Source organism: Massiliimicrobium timonense (assembly GCF_042850985.1).
GTDB lineage: Bacteria > Bacillota_I > Bacilli_A > Erysipelotrichales > Coprobacillaceae > Allocoprobacillus.
Genome location: NZ_AP031415.1, coordinates 2,013,327 through 2,033,574, shown reverse-complemented (window position 1 = coordinate 2,033,574; position 20,248 = coordinate 2,013,327). Strand labels below are relative to the sequence as shown.

Sequence of the window (20,248 nt, the reverse complement as noted above, 5' to 3'; positions counted from 1 at the left end):
AAGACTTTTGCTTTGATTTACGGTATTAAACGCTCCTAAAAGGATAATCGAACTACCAGTTACCACAGTTCACAGAGAACTCCTAAGGACTAGTTGTAGGTTCGATTCCTACTAGGGAGGCCATTGAAAAGATACCGAAAAACATTTTGTTTTCGGTTTTTTTTAATTATGCTGACGATAATTTTTCCAGATAAAGATTGGTGCTCTTTTTTCATTTCAAATTGATATTTCATATAATTCTCCTCTTTCCTACAATGCAATTATACATAAAAAAGAGATAAATAATTATTTGTATGTGATAAACATATTCTTTTTATGACAATTTTTTTTAAAGTTGGATATATCTGTACATGATGTCTTATCAAGAATATAATTATTATAAGGATAGGTGAGTTCTATGATATATCATTCTATAAAAATGTTATGGCAAGAAAAACAAAAGAGTTATAATCTAGTGGGAACATTATCTCTATCTATATTATGTATTGTTTTGCTTTTACAGGTATTTAATAATCAGCTTATAAATCCATCACAACCTGGTAATTTTGATATGGTGTTTTTGTATAAATCACTTATTTTTTTAACAGTGTGTTTGATTTGTATATCATTGATTGTTTATTCATGCCAGTATTATAATAAGATTAATTCTAAGCTTATTGGATTTTTAAGAATTTCTGGATATCAACCTATAAAAGTAGTCGGATATCAAATGATACAAATGGTAATTATTCTCATTATTTCTTGTATTTTCGCAATGCTTATAAGTCTTATTTTCATTCCTTTGATGAATATCTTTATTTATAATTATATGGATATTGAAATATCTATTTTTGATTATTCTTATAACTCATTTCTAGAAGCGTTGTGGTTTGTGGGTGCAGTATTTTTAGTTTTAATATTTATGCAATTTGAGTACGTGAATCAATCTTATATTCCATCACTTATCAAAGGTGATGATACGGTTTCTTTTAAGATATATAAGCGTAATATTGTTTTTGAAGTTATATATATCCTTTTGATTATATCAGGTCTTATTTTTGTAACTATTGAACCACTGAATCAAGGAAAAATGATTCCTTCTCTATTATGTGCAATTGGTATATATGGTGTCATTAAAAGAATTTTACCGCCTTATTTGAAAAAACGTAGTATGCAAAAAAATATAGATGGATTTAAAAGTATATTTTACGGACAGTTTATCTTATTAACAAAACAATTAAATCTTTTTATATTTTTCTATTTTCTAATAGACATCCTGACAGTCATTACAGTACTTGTGAATAAAGAGGATCCAAGATTTTTAATAACATATCAAGTTGCTTATATTGTTTGTAATATTTTATTGGATTGTGCTTTGATATCACGTTTTCGATTAAGAAGGGTTCATAAGGAATCATATTATGATAATTTATATAAATTAGGATTAACACCTCAAGAAATCAAACATATTTGTCTTAAAGAAGTCTTTTTTCTTTATACATTTATATTTATGATGGTAATCATTTATTTGTCATTGGTATTTGTTCCTTGTTTATTAAGAAAAGAAGTCACATTATTATTAGTCATGGTATTGATGATGGAATTTGTTTTTCCAATTGTTATATCAGGTATGATTTCATTGTATGAAGAAAGGAGATATATTGAAAAATGGAAACAATCATAGAAACAAAAGAATTAACCAAAATATATAATCCTCAAACGACTCATAAGGTTGTCGCATTAAAGAATATTTCTATGAGTATTCAACAAGGGTCATTTGTCAGTATTATGGGAAAATCTGGCTCTGGAAAAACGACATTAATTAATATATTATCAACTATTGATGAACCAACATCAGGACATGTTTATTTACTTGGACAAGATACTTATTTAATGAGTGAAAAACAAAAAGCAGAATTTAGGAAAGAAAAGATTGGTTTTGTTTTTCAAGACTTTAACTTAATGGATTTTCTTGATGTTAAAGAAAATATTATTTTAGGATTACGATTAAACAAAATCAATATTAAAGACAAAGAAAAAGATATACAGGAGATAGTTGATGAATTAGATATTAAAGATATCCTTGATAAATATCCTTTTGAGTGCTCTGGTGGACAAAAACAAAGAATTGCGATTGCATGAGCTTTGGTTGAACAACCTAGTATCATTTTTTGTGATGAGCCAACAGGAAATTTGGATAGTTATCGTTCTAAGCAACTGATGGAATATTTTACGGGAATTAATAAAAAATATCATATTACAATTGTCATGGTCACACATGATTGTTTAGTATCTTCTTATTCACAGGAAATGTATTATGTAGAAGATGGTATCATCAAAGATCATATATATAGAGGTGAAGATTCTTTTGAAGAATATTATTCACGTATTGCTCAAATCTCTATGGGGATTACTTTATAAAGAATACATGTATCTATTTTTAGAAGCAGATAAATATTTATTTTAATGCAAATATGTCAATGGAGTATTAGATTGTTGATTATAGCCGTAGAACTTCAATATGTTTTTATTAATACTTTAAAGGCATAATTGATAATAACATATAAGTATTAGACATTGCATATAACTCTTTTTATAATAAAGGTGTTCCTAGATGGAATACCTTTATTTTTTGAAGAAAGGAGTTTGTATATGACAATAGAAGAAGCAAGTCAGAAATATAATATACCTATTAAAATACTTAAAGAGTATGAAAAATGGGGATTATGTGATGAAGTGAAAAAGGTAATGGGGACATGGAATTATGATGATAGTGATATTGAACGTTTAAGTATTATTATGACACTTCATGATATTGGATTTAAAAATGAAGATATTGAAAAGTATATGAGATTATTAGCTGATGGAAGTGGTACTCAAAAACAACGTATGGGTATGTTAAATAAGAAAAGAAATGGCATTTTAAGTGAAGTGCATTTTAAGGAAAAACAAATATCACGATTAGATTATTTAAGATATGAAATTCAAAAAGAAAATCAAAAAATGGGTGATTGATATGCGAAAAATGTAAGAAAATCTTTAGCCTTATATCTAACACCATTAATGATGTTAGAAACAATGGTGAATAATGCACCTCATTATGTGCTTTTGGGTATTTAGGTATTATGGGGTACACTCATATTATGTTCAGTTTAATTCAATGACATTATACAATTGTGGTGTATTAGAGAAAATCATACATTAAAGGTGAATTGAGCTAGTCAAGATATATTAGCAAAAGCAGATTATGTTGAATGAGTCAGTCAACATACGTATAAATCAAAAGTTTTCGCTTATCAGATATTCAAAACAGGAGCACCTGTTATTGAAAAATTGCCAGTTATGATGAAATACTTATTGTAAAAGAGGATATTAATCAATAATTGCAAGAGTGAATTTATAAGATAGGAAAATGATTATGGAATATATCCAACTAGGAAATTCTGATTTAAAAGTATCTAGGATTTGTTTAGGATGTATGGGATTTGGTGATGTTAAAAATAGTCAGCATACTTGGATAATTGATGAACAGCATACAAGAGAAATTGTCAAAAAGGCATTAGATATGGGCATCAATTTCTTTGATATAGATATTGCTTATCAAAGTGGGACAAGTGAACAATATCTTGGTAGAGCATTAAAAAATTATACAAATCGTGAAGATGTTGTTGTCGCAACGAAACTGCATCATGTTGAAGGAACAGTCAAAACTGTTGATTTGATATTGACAGATGAAGATATTTGTTATTTAGAAGAAGTCTATGTACCTCATGCATTGGTTGGTGTGATGGTACAAAATACTTTAGAAAATGCCAAACAAAACATGTATGGTCAATAGGTGAATAAAAAATTTAAGGAGGAAATGACAATGGATGTAAAGAAATTATATGAAACAGATCCAGAATTTATGGATATTTTTGAGCACTTTGCAGGAGATGAAGTGATTCATCAAAAAGGACAGGAATTAGATGATGTAACACGTTATATGGCTATTCTGGCGACATTATTAGGATGTCAGGGACAGGATGCTTTTCGTTTTATTTTACCACAGGCATTACAGGTAGGACTGACACCCGTTATGGTAAAAGAAGTTGTTTATCAATCTTGTGATTATTTAGGTTTTGCTAAAATGTTACCATTTTTAAATATTGTTAATGAAGAATTAGAAAAACAAAACATCGCATTACCTTTACCATCACAAAAAACGACAACAAGGGATAATCGTCTAGAAAAAGGTGCTGATACACAAGCTATCATTTTTGGTGACCATATGAAAGAAGCATGGAAAAATGGTCATATCAATCAATGGTTAGCTGATAACTGTTTTGGTGATTTTTATACACGTACTGGTTTAACATTAGCTCAACGTGAGATGATTACTTTTTGTTTTTTGATGGCACAAGGTGGTTGTGAGCCCCAATTGATTGCTCATGCGAAAGGAAATATGAACTTAGGAAATGATGAAGCTTTTTTAAGAAAAGTTGTTTCACAATGTTTGCCTTATATGGGTTATCCTCGTAGTCTGAATGCCATGACATGTATTCAAAAGGCTATCGAATCATAAAGTCAATGTTAAAATAATCATTGATATTTTGATGGTAGGGCTTGTGCTTGAATATAGTGGTTAATCGTTTTCCTCACAGGCTTTCCGTGAATGGCTCAGTTCAATCACTTTGAATACTTATATCATTTATAATATTGGCATCTTTTTAAAGTGAACTATGTTCATATGATAGTTCATGGAGTTGTTTTTGACTTTCTGAATTTATATTATTTTTAATTATATGTAAGCTACTTGCATATAGTTCTTTATTGGTATATGTATATTCAGTATCATCAAATGAGTATAAAACATGATATAATATTATTAATAATAATGAGAAGGAGTGAAGCTTATGAATCGAATAAAACGCAGTCAAGAAAAGTATGAACAGTTATTTTTAAAGGAACAGACAGTGGATGTGCACGATCCTGAGTTTATGGCACAATTACAAAGATTGATTTTTGGTGAGGTCTTTGATATTGGAAGTTTAACAGATCAACAAAGAGAAATGATAACTTGTACAGTTTTAACGGTTTTACAGACTTTACCACAATTAAAAGCTCATGTTCAAGCTGCATTGAATGTGGGGGTGACACCTTTAGAGTTAAGAGAAGCTTTTTATCAATGTGCACCATTTATTGGTTATCCAAGAACTTTGAATGCGATTGGTATTTTTAATGAAGTGCTTCAACAAAGAGGTATTGAATTGCCATTGGAGCCTCAATGTGATTTTAAAGATGATGAAAGATATGAACGTGGACTTGCGATTCAAAAAGAATTATATGGTGATGAAATTAAAGAACGTTATCAATATTTACCAGAAGAATTTCGTGAGGCATTACCAAGATTTTTAACAGAATGGTGTTTTGGAGATTGTTATACAAGAAAAGCAATGGATATCCAAACAAGAGAATTATTAATTTTTTGTATTTTGACAGCCTTAAATGCAACTGGTCAGCTTTATGCTCATGCATTAGGTAATATAAAAGTAGGAAATTCTTTAGAAGTACTTTATAGTGCATTGATTCAATGTTTACCTTATTTAGGTTTTCCTTGTATTTTTAATGCTTTTCAAGCCATTAAAGAGTTAGCATAAAAAAAGAGGAGTTCATTTCTTTGAACTCCTCAAAACTTATCTGTTAAAAAGCCATTTTATAGCTATCTTTTCCAAAACGTTTAATATATTCCTGGTCATTATTAGCTAGTCTTAATTTCATAATCACGTTACTGATTAAGGCTGGAATAGATGTCCCATCTTCATATGTAGAAGAACCCCACACTTGTTCAAAAAGGTAGGACACACCAAAAGGTTGGTATGGGTGAGCAATTAAAATAGATAAAAGCTTGTATTCATTTTTAGTCAGTGTCAGTGCTTTTCCATGACATGAACATGTTCTAGCTGTTGTATCCATGACAATATCTTTGAAACGATAGATACGTCTAGGTTTTAAGATTCCATTTTTATAAACAGATTGAATTTTAATATCTAAATCTTTGAGTGCAAAAGGTTCTGTTAAGTAATCATCAGCTCCTGCATTTAATAAAGATTCTAAATAATCTGGAGCAAGAGCATCACTTAATACAATAACAATGGGTTGACCATGTAATTTGATTTGAACTAAAAAATCTCTAATACGAATACGTGGAAAATTATCTTCAATGATGACACAATCATAAGTCTGATTTTCAAAATAATTTTCTAAATCTTTATATGTTATGACTTGTTGACAAATATAGTCTTTAGATTCTAAATAGTCTTTGATTTGATTATTGAAATCTTGATGACTGTGAATAATAAGAGCCTTAAATTGTCCAAACATAAAATTTCACCTCCTCATAAGTATAATATGAAATAAGAAAAATACAATAGAATATGAAAATATTTCATGAAATTTTGATTGAATTTATAGATGAGTGTTAAGATTTTATATAGACATGATGATAAGAAATTGATACAATGGTTGAAAAAAGGGGGATGTATTGTTCATGGATATGAATAGGTTACTTGAAAATTATGGATGTTTGACTTTCAGTGATGATGTGATGAGAGAAAGAATTCCAAATTCAACATATAAGGCTTTTCATAAAGCATTAGATCAAGGTGAGCCATTAGCGAAAGAAACAGCTACTGTGATTGCGAATGCGATGAAAATATGGGCTGTAGAAAATGGAGCGACTCATTTTACGCACTGGTTTATGCCTATGACAGGTTTAACAGCTGAAAAGCATGATGCTTTTTTAGAGCCTGATGGAAATAAAGCTATTTTAGAATTTAGTGGAAAAACACTAAGAAAAGGGGAACCAGATGCTTCATCTTTTCCAAGTGGGGGATTACGTGCGACTTTTGAAGCACGTGGTTATACAGCATGGGATTGTACTTCACCAGCTTTTGTAAAAGATGGAAGTTTGTATATTCCAACATTATTTTGTTCTTATACAGGAGAAGCCCTTGATAAGAAAACACCTTTATTAAAATCAGTAGATGCTTTAACAAAAGCTTCATGTCGTTTATTACCAATGCTTGGAATGGAAGGTGTGACACACGTTGATGCTTCAGTAGGAAGTGAACAGGAATATTTTTTGGTGGCTGATGAATTTTATCAAAAACGTATGGATTTGAAGTTGACAGGAAGAACTTTATTCGGGGCTATGGCACCAAAAGGGCAAGAACTGGAAGATCATTATTTTGGAAGTTTAAAACGTAAAGTAGCAGCTTTCATGAAAGAATTAGATCATGAATTGTGGAAATATGGGATTCCATCAAAAACAAAGCATAATGAAGTTGCACCAGCACAACATGAAGTGGCTTGTGTTTATCGTAATGTCAATATTACAACAGATAATAATCATTTATTGATGTTGTTGATGCAGGATATTGCTAAAAAACATGGACTGAGATGTCTGCTTCATGAAAAACCATTTGCGGGAGTCAATGGTTCAGGAAAACATGATAACTGGTCTGTTGTGACAAATACGGGAGTGAACTTATTTAATCCAGGTCCTCATCCTATTGAAAATCTGCCTTTTTTAGCTGCTCTTGCTTGTACTATTAAAGCTGTTGATGAGTTTGCTGATTTATTGCGTATGTCTACTGCGACAGCTGGTAATGATCATCGTTTAGGAGCGAACGAAGCACCACCAGCGATTATTTCAATGTTTTTAGGAGAAGATTTGGATAAACTGATTCATGCGATTATTGAAGGAGAAGAATTAGAAAATAATGATAAAGCCAGATTCCAGACAGGCGTTTCTGTTGTTCCTGATTTTTCTAAAGATAATACAGATCGTAATCGTACATCTCCTTTTGCTTTTACAGGTAATAAATTTGAATTTAGAGCAGTTGGTTCTTCACAATCCATTGCTGGTCCTAATACTGTCTTAAATTCTATTTTGGCTTATGAAATGGAAGAAATGGCTGATTTGATTGAACAGGGACAAGAACCAATGGAAGTCATTAAAACATTCTTATCTCAACATCAAAGAATTATTTTCAATGGAGATGGTTACTCTCGTGAATGGGAAGAAGAAGCGAAACGTAGAGGGCTTCCAAATCGTAAAAACACAGTGGATGCGATGGAATGTTTAAAAAATGAAAAGAACATTCAAATGTTTAAACGTTTAGGTATTTATAGTGAAATTGAACTTCAGGCACGTTATGAAATCTTGCTTGAAAACTATAATAAAACAATTCAGGTAGAGGCTTTAACGGCTTTAAAAATGGCAAGAAATGAAATCTATCCAGCCGCTTTATCTTATCTAAATCAATTAACACAAACATCTTTGCATATGAAAGAATTAAATATCGGTTGTGATTATGTGATTGATGATGTTAAAAATCTTTCATCATTGTTATCTCAAATGAAAAATCAAATGATGATTTTAGAAAAACATATTGAAAGAGCACAACATGTTCAAGATGATATTTTCGAGATTGCAAAAATATGGCGAGATGATGTTTTAACAACAATGAATACATTAAGAGAAATTGTTGATTCTATTGAAAACAGTGTTGATGAAAAATATTGGCCTATGCCAACATATATGGATTTATTATTTGGTATTTAAAAAATCAGCTTGTGCTGATTTTTTTGTAGTCAAAATGAAAGGGTAAATAAGTGAAAATGTTTCTTATTTGCAAAGAGTATGTTATAATGGAAATAGCTTTGAAGGGGTGGTGTAGATGAAAACGAGATTATATAAGCAAAGTGATTTAGAGGCTGTATTAAAATTATTTTATGATAATATTCATACTGTCTGTGTGAATGATTATACATTGGAACAATTGGATGCATGGGCACCAAAGGAACCTGATGTTTATCGCTGGCAGGCATCTTTGAATCGAAATCATACATTAGTTGTAGAAAATGAATCACAGATTATTGGTTTTGGGGATGTTGGTGAGACAGGATATTTAGATAGACTGTATGTTCATCCGGATTATCTACATCAAGGAATTGCTTCTTTAATTGTTGAACAATTAGAAAAATATGCCAAAGCAAAAGGCATTGGTTTTATGAATACTGCGGCTTCTGTGACATCACAGCGATTCTTTGAAAAACAAGGCTATGTTGTTTTACAGGAACAGATTGTTGAAAGACGTGGTGTACGTATGAGAAGATATTTAATGGAAAAGAAACTTTAATGAAAAAGGCTATAAAGAGCATAATTTCTTTATAGCCTTTTACTTATTTGGCTTTTAAAATATATAGACGTGATACATAATCACCGACATGATCCTTGCTTTCACCACTTGATGAATCACTAAGTAATAAACCAATATTCATTAATTCATCACCATAACAATCTATGTCATGAATAGACACATGATATTTTTTGTGTGGGTCTAGTCCTAACAGCTTCACACGATTATATTGAACATTCACTTGTTGTAAAGGACGATAATATCCCACAATCGCAACATCTTTTTGTGAGGAAACAACCATCCATATTGTTTCATTTGTTTCAAATGGACTTCTCAAGCGATAGAATGTGCCAAACTGGAATAGAGAACGATATTTTTTCATGAATTGAACTTCTTGCATGACTTCCTCACGTTCTTTTAAAGAAAGCTCATTTAAATCCAATTCATATCCAAAAGTGCCAAAATAGGCAACATTGGCTCTGGTATGGAGAGGTGTATTTCTAAAAACTTGATGATTAGGAATAGCTGAAACATGAGAACCAATGGAAGATAGGGGATAGACATAAGATGTACCATATTGAATTTTTAATCGTTCAATCGCATCACTGTTATCACTGGCCCAGCATTGTGGGGCATAATACAACATACCAGGATCAAATCTTCCTCCACCACTGGCACATGATTCAAATAAAATATGTGGGAATTGTGTTGTCAACATATCATAAAGATGATAAACACCTAAAATATATTCATGCATGACACGTCCTTGATGTTCATGATCATGGCATGAAGAATACACTTCACTCATACTGCGATTCATATCCCATTTGATATAAGAAATGTGTGATGTTGATAAAATTTTATATAACATTTGATAAATGTATTGAACCACTTCAGGATTAGAAAAATCTAAAACATATTGATGACGACCATGACTTAATGTACGATTGGGTGTCTGTAAAACCCATTGTGGGTGTAAATGATAGAGATTGGAATCTTTATTGATCATTTCTGGTTCAATCCATAATCCAAATTGCATACCTAAATCATTGATTTTTTGAGATAATCCTTGAATACCATGAGGCAATTTTTCAAGATTGGGATACCAGTCACCTAAACCAGCACGATCATGATTTCTATTTCCAAACCATCCATCATCTAAAACAAAGAGTTCAATACCTAATTCTTTTGCTGTTTTTGCGATAGACAAAATCTTTTCTTCATTAAAATCCATATAAGTGGCTTCCCAGTTATTGATGAGAATAGGTCTAACTTGGTCACGATATAGACCTCTTGTTAAACGTTGTTGATAGAGCTGATGATATGTTTGTGACATTGTATTTAATCCATTTGGAGTATAAACCATAACGACTTCTGGTGTCTGAAAGCTTTCATTAGGCGCTAAAGTCCAACAAAAACCAAGTGGATGAATACCCATCATGATACGTGTGACATCATAAGTATCAACTTCAACTTGTGCTAAAAAGTTTCCACTGTATACAAAACTAAAAGCATAGACTTCACCATGATATTCATCACAATTTTTTCTTTTCAGTGCGATAAAAGGATTAAAATGATGACTGGAATGACCTCTTAATGAGTATATAGATTGAATGCCATGTTCCAGTTGCCTTGTTTTGACATGTCTTTCTCTTGACCATGCTCCAGTTAATTCAACCATTTCAAAATCACAATCAGGCAAATCTAAAGACATACTCATGATTTGATTTAAAGTCAAAGAATGTGTTCCTTGATTTTCAATTTTAACGTGGCGAGTGATGACGGGTCTATTTTCATAGATTGTATAACTGAGCTGACACTGACATTGAATAACATGATCATATAAAGTGATTATGAGTGTTGTTGCTTCATTTTCATCTTCAATATAAGTGGCAGGTAAACCCTCAAGAGAAGGTTTGCCTTTGAAAATACAATGATTTTGATATTGTAACTCTAGTAAATGGCTGCCATTATCTTGAGTGATATCAATCGCAGGATGACGCATATCACCATGACCATAGGTTGGATATTCTTGTTTAATATGTTCCATTGAGAAAGTCAAATCACCTTCAAATTGACAGGGTGACATAGGACGAGGGAATAATTCTAATAAATAGTCAAACTGTTCTTTATCATGGACACGCTTTCCATAATAAAGTTGACCAAGTTGATAATTTTTGAGAATTTTAAAAATATAACTGATTGAATCATTATAAAGATGAAATGTTTGGCTTGATTGATGATAAATAATAGGCATATGTTATCTCCTTTGTTTATATTTCAATTTTGTTAATACATCATAAAAAATAATCGTAAGACATCCACCACATGTATCAATAAGTACATCTGTAAACTGTCCGGCTCGACCTCCAATAAATAGCTGGTGCATTTCATCACTACAGGCATATAAAAATGTGCCTATAAGAGAGTAAATCATGATTTTTTGGATAGGGTAGTGATTTTTATAAAAACCATAAATCAATGTCAAGGTCAAAAGAGCATATTCGCTCATGTGAGCGGCTTTTCTGACTATAAATTCACTAATGGGAATATGTAAATATGTTTGAATCCATAAAACAATTTGTGAACTTAATCCAGATGATTCACTTCCTGTTTGATGAGAAAACATAAAAATAAGAATCATTAAAAATATTGATGGTATAAAATATTTGATTTTTTTCATGAATGACACACCTCAAAAACATTATAAAAGAACTTGTCTTTTTCGACAAGTTCTAATCACTTAAATCTTCACCGTTAGAAGCAATGACTTTTTTATACCAATAGAAAGAATCTTTACGATATCTCTTCAGTGTTCTTAATTCAAATTCATCTCTATCAACATAAATAAATCCATAACGTTTTTTCATACCTTCATGAGTAGAAATTAAATCAATAGCAGACCAAGGATTATATCCTAGCATTTCACATCCATCACTAATCGCAAGTTTGATCTGTTCAATATGTTTTCTTAAATATTCAATACGATATGGGTCATGGACTTTTCCATCTTCTGTTAATGTATCATAAGCTCCTAAACCATTTTCAGTGACTAATAATGGTAAACGATATCTTGAATACATTTCACGAATAGTGGCTCTGAAACCTTGAGGGTCAATTTCCCAACCGAATTCAGTTGTTGGTAAATATGGATTTTTAAATCCTTTGAACATACCTGTTTCCCCACGTGCTGTTTGTTGGTCAGCTGCAGAGTCACATTCTACAGTGCCATCTTCCCACTCGCAAGTGGCTGTATTGTAGTAGTTGAAACCAATGAAATCTGGATGTCCGTTTTTCAATGCTTCCACGTCACCTTCACCAAATTCTGGTGTTGCATCATGTTCTTCTAACCAAGCCCATACAAGATTATTGTAAACACCATAAACAGCCATATCTAAATATAACCAGTTTCTAACGGCATTATAGTTTTGTGCAGCTAAAACATCTTCAGGTTTACAGCTAGCTGGATAGACAAGTGAAATGTTTGGTGCAGGTCCAATTTTAGCTTCTGGTAACATTTCATGGCATAATGCCATCGCTTTGGCTTGAGCCACTAACATATGATGATTTTGTTGATAGATTTCTTTTAATTCATTTGTACATCCTTCAGGGATTGTTAGTGTTCCAATGACAGGACCAACCAAAGTTAACATGTTTTGTTCATTGATTGTTAACCAATATTTGACTCTATCACCGAAGTTTTCAAACATAACTTTCGCAAAATTCACAAACCAGTCAATAGATTCTCTGTTTGACCATGAACCTCTTTGATCTAAGGCAGCAGGCATATCAAAGTGGAACATTGTCACAATAGGTTCAATGTTGTATTTCAAACATTCATTGATTAAATTGTTGTAGAACTCAATTCCTTTAGGATTGACTTCTCCAGTTCCCTGTGGCAAAATTCTTGTCCATGCAATAGAGAAACGATAAGATTTGAATCCCATTTCAGCCATTAAAGCAATATCTTCTTTATAATGATGATAATGATCTGCACAGACTTTTAAATCAGATGTTCCTTCTGGTACTTTTTTAACGTCTTGACATGATGGACCTTTTCCATCTTCTAAATTTGCTCCTTCTACCTGATAAGCAGAAGTACTTGCTCCCCAAAGAAAATCTTTAGGAAATGGTTTTAATGTTTTATGTATCATTTTTATTCCTCCCATATGTTTATTATATAGAAAATTAAAGCTTTTGACTATAAGAAAAAACTTGTTTTGCAACAAGTTTAATCACTTAAATCTTCACCATTAGAAGCAATGACTTTTTTATACCAATAGAAAGAATCTTTTCTATATCTATCTAAAGTTTTTAAATCAAATTCATCTCTATCAACATAAATAAATCCATAACGTTTAACCATACCTTCATGAGTAGAAATTAAATCAACAGCAGACCAAGGACAATATCCTAACATTTCACATCCATCGCTAATTGCTAAACGAACTTGTGAGATATGATCTTGATAATATTTGATACGATATTGATCATGAACTTTTCCATCTTCTGTTAATGTATCATAAGCTCCTAAACCATTTTCAGTGACTAATAATGGTAAACGATATCTTGAATACATTTCACGAATAGTGGCTCTAAATCCTTGAGGATCAATTTCCCAACCGAATTCAGTTGTTGGTAAGTTTGGATTTCTAAATCCTTTATACATACCACTTATTCCTTTAGAAGTTTGTTGATCACTGGCACCAGATAAATCTTCTGTCCCATCAGACCACTGGCAAGTAGCAGTATTGTAGTAGTTGAAACCAATGAAATCTGGATGTCCATTTTTCAAAGCTTCTGCGTCACCTTCAGCAAATTCAGGTGTGGCATCATTTTCTTCTAACCATGCCCAAACAATGTTGTTGTAAACACCGTAAACAGCCATATCTAAATATAACCAGTTTCTAATAGCGTTGAAGTTTTGCGCAGCCAAAACATCTTCTGGTTTACAGCTGGCTGGATAAACAAGTGAGATATTTGGTGCTGGTCCAATTTTGGCATTTGGCAACATTTCATGACATAAAGCCATCGCTTTGGCTTGAGCAACTAACATATGATGGTTTTGTTGATAAATTTCTTTTAACTCATTTGTACAGCCTTCTGGTAAATGTAGTGTTCCAATCACAGGACCACTTAAAGTTAAAACATTTTGTTCATTGATTGTTAACCAGTATTTAACTCTGTCACCAAAGTTTTCAAACATGACTTTCGCAAAATTGACAAACCAGTCAACAGATTCTCTATTTCCCCAGCTTCCTCTTTCATCTAAGGCTGCAGGCATATCAAAGTGGAACATTGTGACTAAGGGTTCAATACCATATTTTAAACATTCATTAATCACATTATTATAATATTCAATTCCTTTAGGATTAACTTCTCCAGTTCCCTGTGGCAAAATTCTTGTCCAGGCAATAGAGAAACGATAAGTTTTAAATCCCATTTCAGCCATTAAGGCAATATCTTCTTTATAACGATGATATTGGTCAGCACAGACTGTTAAATCTGAAGTTCCTTCTGGTACTTTTTTCACGTCTTGACAAGATGGACCTTTTCCATCTTCTAAATTTGCACCTTCTACCTGATAAGCAGAAGTACTTGCTCCCCAAAGAAAATCTTTAGGAAATGGTTTTAATGTTTTGTGTATCATCTTTTTTCCTCCTCTTTTTATACAAAAACTATTATAACGAAAACTCTCTTTAAATAGAAAAATTTCCAGAAGTTGAAAATATTTTTTATCAGATGAAAATTTGATATTCATCATTTATACACATGGTTATGTTATGATATCAGTAGGGAGGGAAAAGGCATGATTTTCGTAGAAAATAATAGTTTTGATATGATTTTTATGATTGTTTTTTTTATCATTGCTGGGACATTTCTTTTTATGATTGTCAACGGAATATCCAAGTGGCATCGTAATAATCAGTCGCCAAGACTAACTGTCAAAGCCAAAGTTGTATCTAAACGCATGGATGTTTCTAGTCACTTACATGGAGATAATATGATGGCTCATTCCACAACTTTTTATTATGTTACATTTGAAGTCAAAAGTGGTGATCGTCTGGAATTTGCTTTAAAAGGAAATGACTATGGTATGTTGGCTGAAAATGATGTCGGTGAACTTACTTTTCAGGGAACACGTTATATTTCATTTGTGAGAGAAAAAATGGATTAAAGAGTTATCTTTAATCCATTTGCATATTTTCCCATTGTTCAAGAAGATCTTCAAGTTGATGATTTGTTTTATCAATGTTTTGAATGACTTCGTTATATTTTTTATAATCATTTAAAACATCTTCTTGTTGGAGTTGATGATTGAAATCTTTTATTTGTTCTTCTAAATGAGAGATTTCTTTTTCTATCTTTTTGATTTGATTTTGATGTTTACGTTGTAATGATTGGGCTTTTTTGGTTTCTATATAAGATTGATTTTTTTCTTTTGTTTCTTTGGTTTCTATTTTTTTATCTAAGTATTGTGAGTAATTTCCTGTATAGACATGACATCCATGAGCATTCATTTCAACTACCTGTGTGGCAAGTTTATTGATAAAATAACGGTCATGGCTAATAAATAAGATTGTTCCTTCAAAAGATAATAAAGCATCTTCTAAAACTTCTTTAGATTCAATATCTAAATGATTGGTTGGTTCATCTAAGATCAGGAAATTACAGCGTGATAATAATAATTTCATTAAGACAACACGACCACGTTCTCCACCAGATAAAACATCAATTGTTTTAAAGACATCATCACCTTTAAATTGAAAAGATGCACAGGCATTTCGAATTTCCGTGTTATTCATTTGTGGATACGTATCACTGATTTCCTGAAAAATGGTTTTATGAAATGAGAGAGATGTATGTTCCTGATCATAGTAACCAACCATGACTTTTGTTCCTAATTTGATTTTACCAGAAGTCGGCATATAATCATTTAAAATAAGATGGAATAATGTTGTCTTTCCAATACCATTTGGTCCAATTAAAGCGACACGTTGTTGCTTTTTGACTTCAAAGCTGATATGTTCAAATAAAGGTTTATCAAATGCCATCGCTAAGTCTTTGACTTTGAGAACATCGTAGCCTGATTCTACTAAAGGCTGAAATTGAATACGTATAGCTTGTGGTAGGGCATCTGGTTTTTCAACTTTTTCCATTTTTGCCAGTGCTTTTTCTTTACTTTCAGCACGTTTGACCTGTTTTTCACGGTTAAATGACTTTAACAAATCAATGCTTTCCTGCATACGTTTGATTTCTTTTTGATTATCAATATAATGTTTTAATTCAACTTCACGATTGTGCTTTTTAATAATAGCATATTCTTGGTATGAGCATTTATAAGTTGTGGCTTTCCCATGTTCAATTTCTACAATCTGATTAGAAATCTGATCAATGAAATAACGGTCATGAGATACCATAATAATGGCATGAGGATAGTTTTTTAAATAATTTTCCAGCCATTCAATGGATTCTACATCTAAATGATTGGTTGGTTCATCTAAAAGTAAAAGGTCTGGTTTTAATAATAATAATCTTCCTAAAGAAAGACGTGTTTTTTGCCCACCGGATAAAATAGAAATAGGCATATCCCACATAGATTCATCAAAACCTAAGCCTTTTAAAACACCTTTGATTTGACTTTGGTAGCTATAACCATCCTGACTTTCAAATTCATATGTTAAGCGTTCATATTCATCCATAATAGAATCTAAATGTTGATGAGAGGACATTTGTTGTTCAAGTTCACGAAGACGCTTTTCTTTCATGATTAAGGATTGAAAAACATCTTCTAATGCCTGATAGACAGTCAAATCAGGATTGAGTGTATTATGTTGTGATAAATAGCCTATTTTGGTGTTTTTAGGCATGAAGATTTCACCGCTGTCATAACTTTCCTCACCACAGATGATTCTTAATAAGGTTGTCTTACCAGCACCATTGACACCAATAATAGCTAATTTATCATGTTTTTCAATTTTAAAAGTAATATCTTTAAGTAAATCAGTTCCCTGAAATGATTTTTTTAAAGATGAACAAGCTAGTATCATATTTATCACCTTGTCCATTGTAACATACATCATTGAAAATATAAACTCTAAAAGTTATTGTTGATTGTTTAAACATAACCTTGTATAATTGTATACAATAAATATAAGGGGTGATCAAAATGAATTTAGCATATAAAGTTTTACAGGCACATTTAAAAGAAGGAGAGTTAATTCCGGGAACACCTATTTGTATAGGGATAGACCAGACATTAACACAGGATTCTACAGGGACAATGGCTTATCTACAGTTAGAAGCCATGGATACAGGAAAGGTGGCAGTCGAAAAAGCTGTGGCTTATATTGATCATAATATGTTGCAGACGGGATTTGAAAATATGGATGACCATGAGTTTATTCGTAGTGTGGCGAAAAAGCATGGGATTACTTTTTCTAAACCGGGAAATGGTGTTTGTCATCAGTTACAGTTAGAAAATTTTTCAAAACCAGGAAAAACATTAGTCGGTAGTGATTCACATACACCAACTTGTGGGGCAATGGGTATGATTGCAATTGGAGCTGGTGGCTTGGATGTGGCAGTGGCTATGGCGACAGGAAAATATTATTTACAATGCCCAAGTGTAATTCAAGTGAATTTAACAGGGAAGAAAGCTTCTTGGGTGAGTGCTAAGGACATCATTTTAAAGATTTTACAAATCTTGAGTGTCAAAGGTGGTGTCAATAAAATTGTTGAGTATACAGGGGAAGGTATCGCTTCACTATCTTTAACAGATCGAGCAACTATTTGTAATATGGGTGCTGAACTTGGAGCGACAACATCTATTTTTCCTACTGATGAAAGAACTTTAGAATATTTAAAACAACAAGGTCGAGAAGAAGATTATGTTGAATTCAAAGCAGATGCAGATGCAAAATATGATGAAAGATTAGATATTGATTTATCAACATTGGAACCCATGGTTGCAAAACCTCATAGTCCTGATGCTGTTGTGGCAGTCAAGGAATTAGAAGGAATGCATATTCATCAGGTGGTTATTGGTTCATGTACGAATTCATCATTTGCAGATATGATGCGTGCAGCTAAGATTTTAAAAGGACGTAAAGTGGCTGATCATGTGTCTTTAGTTATTGCACCGGGTTCTTCAAGTATTTTGGCTATGTTATCACAAAATGGAGCTTTGGCTGATATGATTCATGCTGGCGCAAGAATCTTAGAATGTGGATGTGGACCTTGTATTGGTATGGGACAGGCACCTCTTTCTCAAGGGATTTCTTTAAGAACAATTAATCGTAACTTTAAGGGACGTTCTGGAACAAATGATGCAGGTGTGTATCTCGTATCACCTGAAGTGGCAGCTCTTTCTGCGATTAAAGGATATTTATCTTGTCACTTTGAAGATGATATGTCTTTAGATGAAGTACCAATGACGCCATTTATTAAAAATCAGAATTTCTTTATTGATGAATATGATCCACAAACAGAAGTTTATATGGGACCAAATATTAAACCTGTTCCTCGTGGTGAAAAATTAAATGATGATATTCAAGGAAAGGTTGTTTTAAAAGTAGGGGATAATATTTCAACCGATCATATTGTTCCATCAGATTCAAAACTTTTACCATTTAGATCAAATGTCCCTCATCTTGCGAAATTTGCTTTTTCAAAAGTGGACGATCAGTTCTATACAAGAGCGAAGGAAAATCATGGTGGATTTATTGTTGGGGGAGATAATTATGGACAAGGTTCTTCAAGAGAACATGCTGCTTTAGTCCCTAATTATTTAAAGATTAGAGCTATTTTTGCTTTATCTTTTGCGAGAATTCATCGTTCTAATTTGATTAATAATGGTATTTTACCGATTGTGATTGATCAAAAGGGTTATGATTTCTTTAATGAAGAAGATGAATATGTATTATTGAATGTTAAAGAATCAGTTGAAAAAGATGAACCCATCATTGTTCAAAATGTTCAAACAAAAGAAACTTTATCAACACAGTTGACTTTAGCACCTAGAGAAAAAGTGATGATTTTACAAGGTGGTTTATTAAATGCGATTAAAGAATTGGGAGGGGATTTTTAATGAAAGCTGTTTTAATTCCAGGAGATGGAATAGGACCAGAGATTGCTGAAAGTGTTAAAGCTATCACAAAAGCAATGAATTTAGATATGGAATGGTTAGAATATCGTGCGGGAGCTGAATATGCTAAAGAAACAGGGGAAGTGTTTGAACCAGGATTGGTAGAAGCTATCGAGCAATATAAATGGGCTTTAAAAGGTCCAACAGCCACACCTATTGGAACTGGTTTTAGAAGTGTGAATGTGGCTTTAAGACAAAAATTTGCCACATATGCTAATGTTAGACCAATTCGTTCTTTTAAGGGTGTTGAATCAAGATATGAAAATATTGATCTGGTCATCATTCGTGAAAATACAGAAGACCTTTATAAAGGTATTGAATATAAACTGAATGAGAATATGGCTAATGGAGTGAAATTAATAACAAGAGAAGCCAGTGAAAAAATTTGTCGTTATGCCTTTGAATATGCGAAAATCAATCAGCGTCATAAAGTGACAGCTGTTCATAAAGCCAATATCATGAAATATACCGATGGACTTTTCTTGGAGGCTTTTAGAGATGTTGCTAAATATTATCCTGATATTGAAGCACAGGAAGTTATTGTTGATAATATGTGTATGCAGCTTGTTTTAAGACCGGAAACTTTTGATGTTCTGGTTGCACCTAATTTATATGGCGATATTGTTTCTGATTTATGTGCTGGACTTGTTGGAGGACTTGGTTTTGCTCCTAGTGGAAACATTGGAGATGAATATCGTATTTATGAGGCTGTTCATGGCAGTGCCCCAGATATTGCTGGACAAAATATTGCGAACCCAAGTGCATTATTATTGGCTTTTGCGTTAATGTTAGAAGATTTAGGGAATATTGAAGCAGCGAAGACATTAAGAGATGCTTTAGCAAAAGTTGTTGAAAAACAGGAAGTTGTCACTCCTGATATTGGTGGTCATGCTTCAACTACAGAATTTGTTCAAGCAATTATAGATGAATTATAGGA

The 20,248-nt window shown here is 32.1% G+C and carries 18 protein-coding genes; 12 read left to right on the top strand and 6 right to left on the bottom strand.

The features are described 5' to 3' along the window. Nucleotides 1-418: 418 nt before the first annotated feature. The 7 genes from ACGHJ8_RS10575 to ACGHJ8_RS10545 all read left to right on the top strand — a co-directional run bounded on the left by ACGHJ8_RS10575 (nucleotide 419) and on the right by ACGHJ8_RS10545 (nucleotide 5,618). On the top strand, nucleotides 419-1,663 hold the full coding sequence (locus ACGHJ8_RS10575) for a hypothetical protein (RefSeq protein WP_390540295.1): 1,245 nt from the start codon (nucleotides 419-421) through the stop codon (nucleotides 1,661-1,663). Then, nucleotides 1,648-2,121 carry an ABC transporter ATP-binding protein gene (locus tag ACGHJ8_RS10570; RefSeq protein ID WP_390540293.1) on the top strand — a complete coding sequence of 158 codons (474 nt, stop codon included), beginning with the start codon at nucleotides 1,648-1,650 and terminating at the stop codon, nucleotides 2,119-2,121. The genes ACGHJ8_RS10575 and ACGHJ8_RS10570 overlap by 16 nt, the downstream gene beginning before the upstream one ends. Nucleotides 2,122-2,124: 3 nt before the next feature. Continuing rightward, nucleotides 2,125-2,400 (top strand): hypothetical protein, encoded by a 276-nt coding sequence (locus ACGHJ8_RS10565; RefSeq protein WP_390540291.1) that lies wholly within the window; start codon nucleotides 2,125-2,127, stop codon nucleotides 2,398-2,400. Nucleotides 2,401-2,631: 231 nt separating this feature from the next. Then, a complete protein-coding gene (locus tag ACGHJ8_RS10560) occupies nucleotides 2,632-2,994 on the top strand; it encodes a helix-turn-helix domain-containing protein (protein WP_390540289.1) in 363 nt (120 codons plus the stop codon). Between the two features lie 403 nt (nucleotides 2,995-3,397). Further along, nucleotides 3,398-3,817, top strand: a complete 420-nt coding sequence (locus tag ACGHJ8_RS10555) for an aldo/keto reductase (RefSeq protein WP_390540287.1) — start codon at nucleotides 3,398-3,400, stop codon at nucleotides 3,815-3,817. Between the two features lie 30 nt (nucleotides 3,818-3,847). After that, the gene (locus ACGHJ8_RS10550; protein ID WP_390540285.1) at nucleotides 3,848-4,543 is read left to right on the top strand and encodes a carboxymuconolactone decarboxylase family protein; all 696 of its coding nucleotides are present in this window, start codon (nucleotides 3,848-3,850) and stop codon (nucleotides 4,541-4,543) included. A 331-nt stretch (nucleotides 4,544-4,874) separates the two neighbouring features. Next, nucleotides 4,875-5,618, top strand: coding sequence for a carboxymuconolactone decarboxylase family protein (locus ACGHJ8_RS10545; protein WP_390540283.1), 744 nt, complete (start codon nucleotides 4,875-4,877; stop codon nucleotides 5,616-5,618). A 43-nt stretch (nucleotides 5,619-5,661) separates the two neighbouring features. On the opposite strand, the gene ACGHJ8_RS10540 is transcribed toward ACGHJ8_RS10545, so the two are convergent. Further along, the gene (locus ACGHJ8_RS10540) at nucleotides 5,662-6,342 is read right to left on the bottom strand and encodes a response regulator transcription factor (RefSeq protein WP_205090810.1); all 681 of its coding nucleotides are present in this window, start codon (nucleotides 6,340-6,342) and stop codon (nucleotides 5,662-5,664) included. 166 nt (nucleotides 6,343-6,508) lie between these two features. Here ACGHJ8_RS10540 and ACGHJ8_RS10535 point away from each other — a divergent pair, with 166 nt between their 5' ends. Together ACGHJ8_RS10535 and ACGHJ8_RS10530 are read left to right on the top strand one after the other, a co-directional pair. Continuing rightward, nucleotides 6,509-8,587, top strand: a complete 2,079-nt coding sequence (locus ACGHJ8_RS10535) for a glutamine synthetase III (RefSeq protein WP_390540281.1) — start codon at nucleotides 6,509-6,511, stop codon at nucleotides 8,585-8,587. Between the two features lie 115 nt (nucleotides 8,588-8,702). Next, nucleotides 8,703-9,164, top strand: a complete 462-nt coding sequence (locus ACGHJ8_RS10530; RefSeq protein ID WP_390540279.1) for a GNAT family N-acetyltransferase — start codon at nucleotides 8,703-8,705, stop codon at nucleotides 9,162-9,164. Nucleotides 9,165-9,207: 43 nt separating this feature from the next. Here ACGHJ8_RS10530 and ACGHJ8_RS10525 read toward each other — a convergent pair whose 3' ends face one another. The 4 genes from ACGHJ8_RS10525 to ACGHJ8_RS10510 form a co-directional block, all read right to left on the bottom strand. Then, complete coding sequence (locus tag ACGHJ8_RS10525; protein WP_390540278.1) at nucleotides 9,208-11,421, bottom strand: alpha-galactosidase; 2,214 nt, start codon at nucleotides 11,419-11,421, stop codon at nucleotides 9,208-9,210. A gap of 3 nt (nucleotides 11,422-11,424) precedes the next feature. Further along, nucleotides 11,425-11,847 carry a VanZ family protein gene (locus tag ACGHJ8_RS10520; protein WP_087359216.1) on the bottom strand — a complete coding sequence of 141 codons (423 nt, stop codon included), beginning with the start codon at nucleotides 11,845-11,847 and terminating at the stop codon, nucleotides 11,425-11,427. Nucleotides 11,848-11,899: 52 nt separating this feature from the next. After that, on the bottom strand, nucleotides 11,900-13,318 hold the full coding sequence (locus ACGHJ8_RS10515; protein ID WP_390540276.1) for a glycoside hydrolase family 1 protein: 1,419 nt from the start codon (nucleotides 13,316-13,318) through the stop codon (nucleotides 11,900-11,902). 77 nt (nucleotides 13,319-13,395) lie between these two features. Next, a complete protein-coding gene (locus ACGHJ8_RS10510) occupies nucleotides 13,396-14,814 on the bottom strand; it encodes a glycoside hydrolase family 1 protein (RefSeq protein WP_390540274.1) in 1,419 nt (472 codons plus the stop codon). Nucleotides 14,815-14,973: 159 nt separating this feature from the next. Between ACGHJ8_RS10510 and ACGHJ8_RS10505 the strand changes: the two genes are divergently transcribed. Continuing rightward, nucleotides 14,974-15,342: a DUF2500 domain-containing protein gene (locus ACGHJ8_RS10505; RefSeq protein ID WP_390540272.1), complete on the top strand. Its 369-nt coding sequence runs from the start codon at nucleotides 14,974-14,976 to the stop codon at nucleotides 15,340-15,342. A 10-nt stretch (nucleotides 15,343-15,352) separates the two neighbouring features. On the opposite strand, the gene abc-f is transcribed toward ACGHJ8_RS10505, so the two are convergent. Continuing rightward, nucleotides 15,353-17,215, bottom strand: a complete 1,863-nt coding sequence (abc-f, locus tag ACGHJ8_RS10500; protein ID WP_390540270.1) for a ribosomal protection-like ABC-F family protein — start codon at nucleotides 17,213-17,215, stop codon at nucleotides 15,353-15,355. A 119-nt stretch (nucleotides 17,216-17,334) separates the two neighbouring features. Between abc-f and ACGHJ8_RS10495 the strand changes: the two genes are divergently transcribed. Continuing rightward, entirely contained in the window at nucleotides 17,335-19,254 is a 1,920-nt protein-coding gene (locus ACGHJ8_RS10495) for an aconitate hydratase (protein WP_390540268.1), read from the top strand. After that, complete coding sequence (locus ACGHJ8_RS10490) at nucleotides 19,254-20,246, top strand: isocitrate/isopropylmalate dehydrogenase family protein (RefSeq protein ID WP_390540266.1); 993 nt, start codon at nucleotides 19,254-19,256, stop codon at nucleotides 20,244-20,246. Before ACGHJ8_RS10495 ends, ACGHJ8_RS10490 begins: the two co-directional genes overlap by 1 nt. The last annotated feature ends 2 nt before the right edge of the window (nucleotides 20,247-20,248 follow it).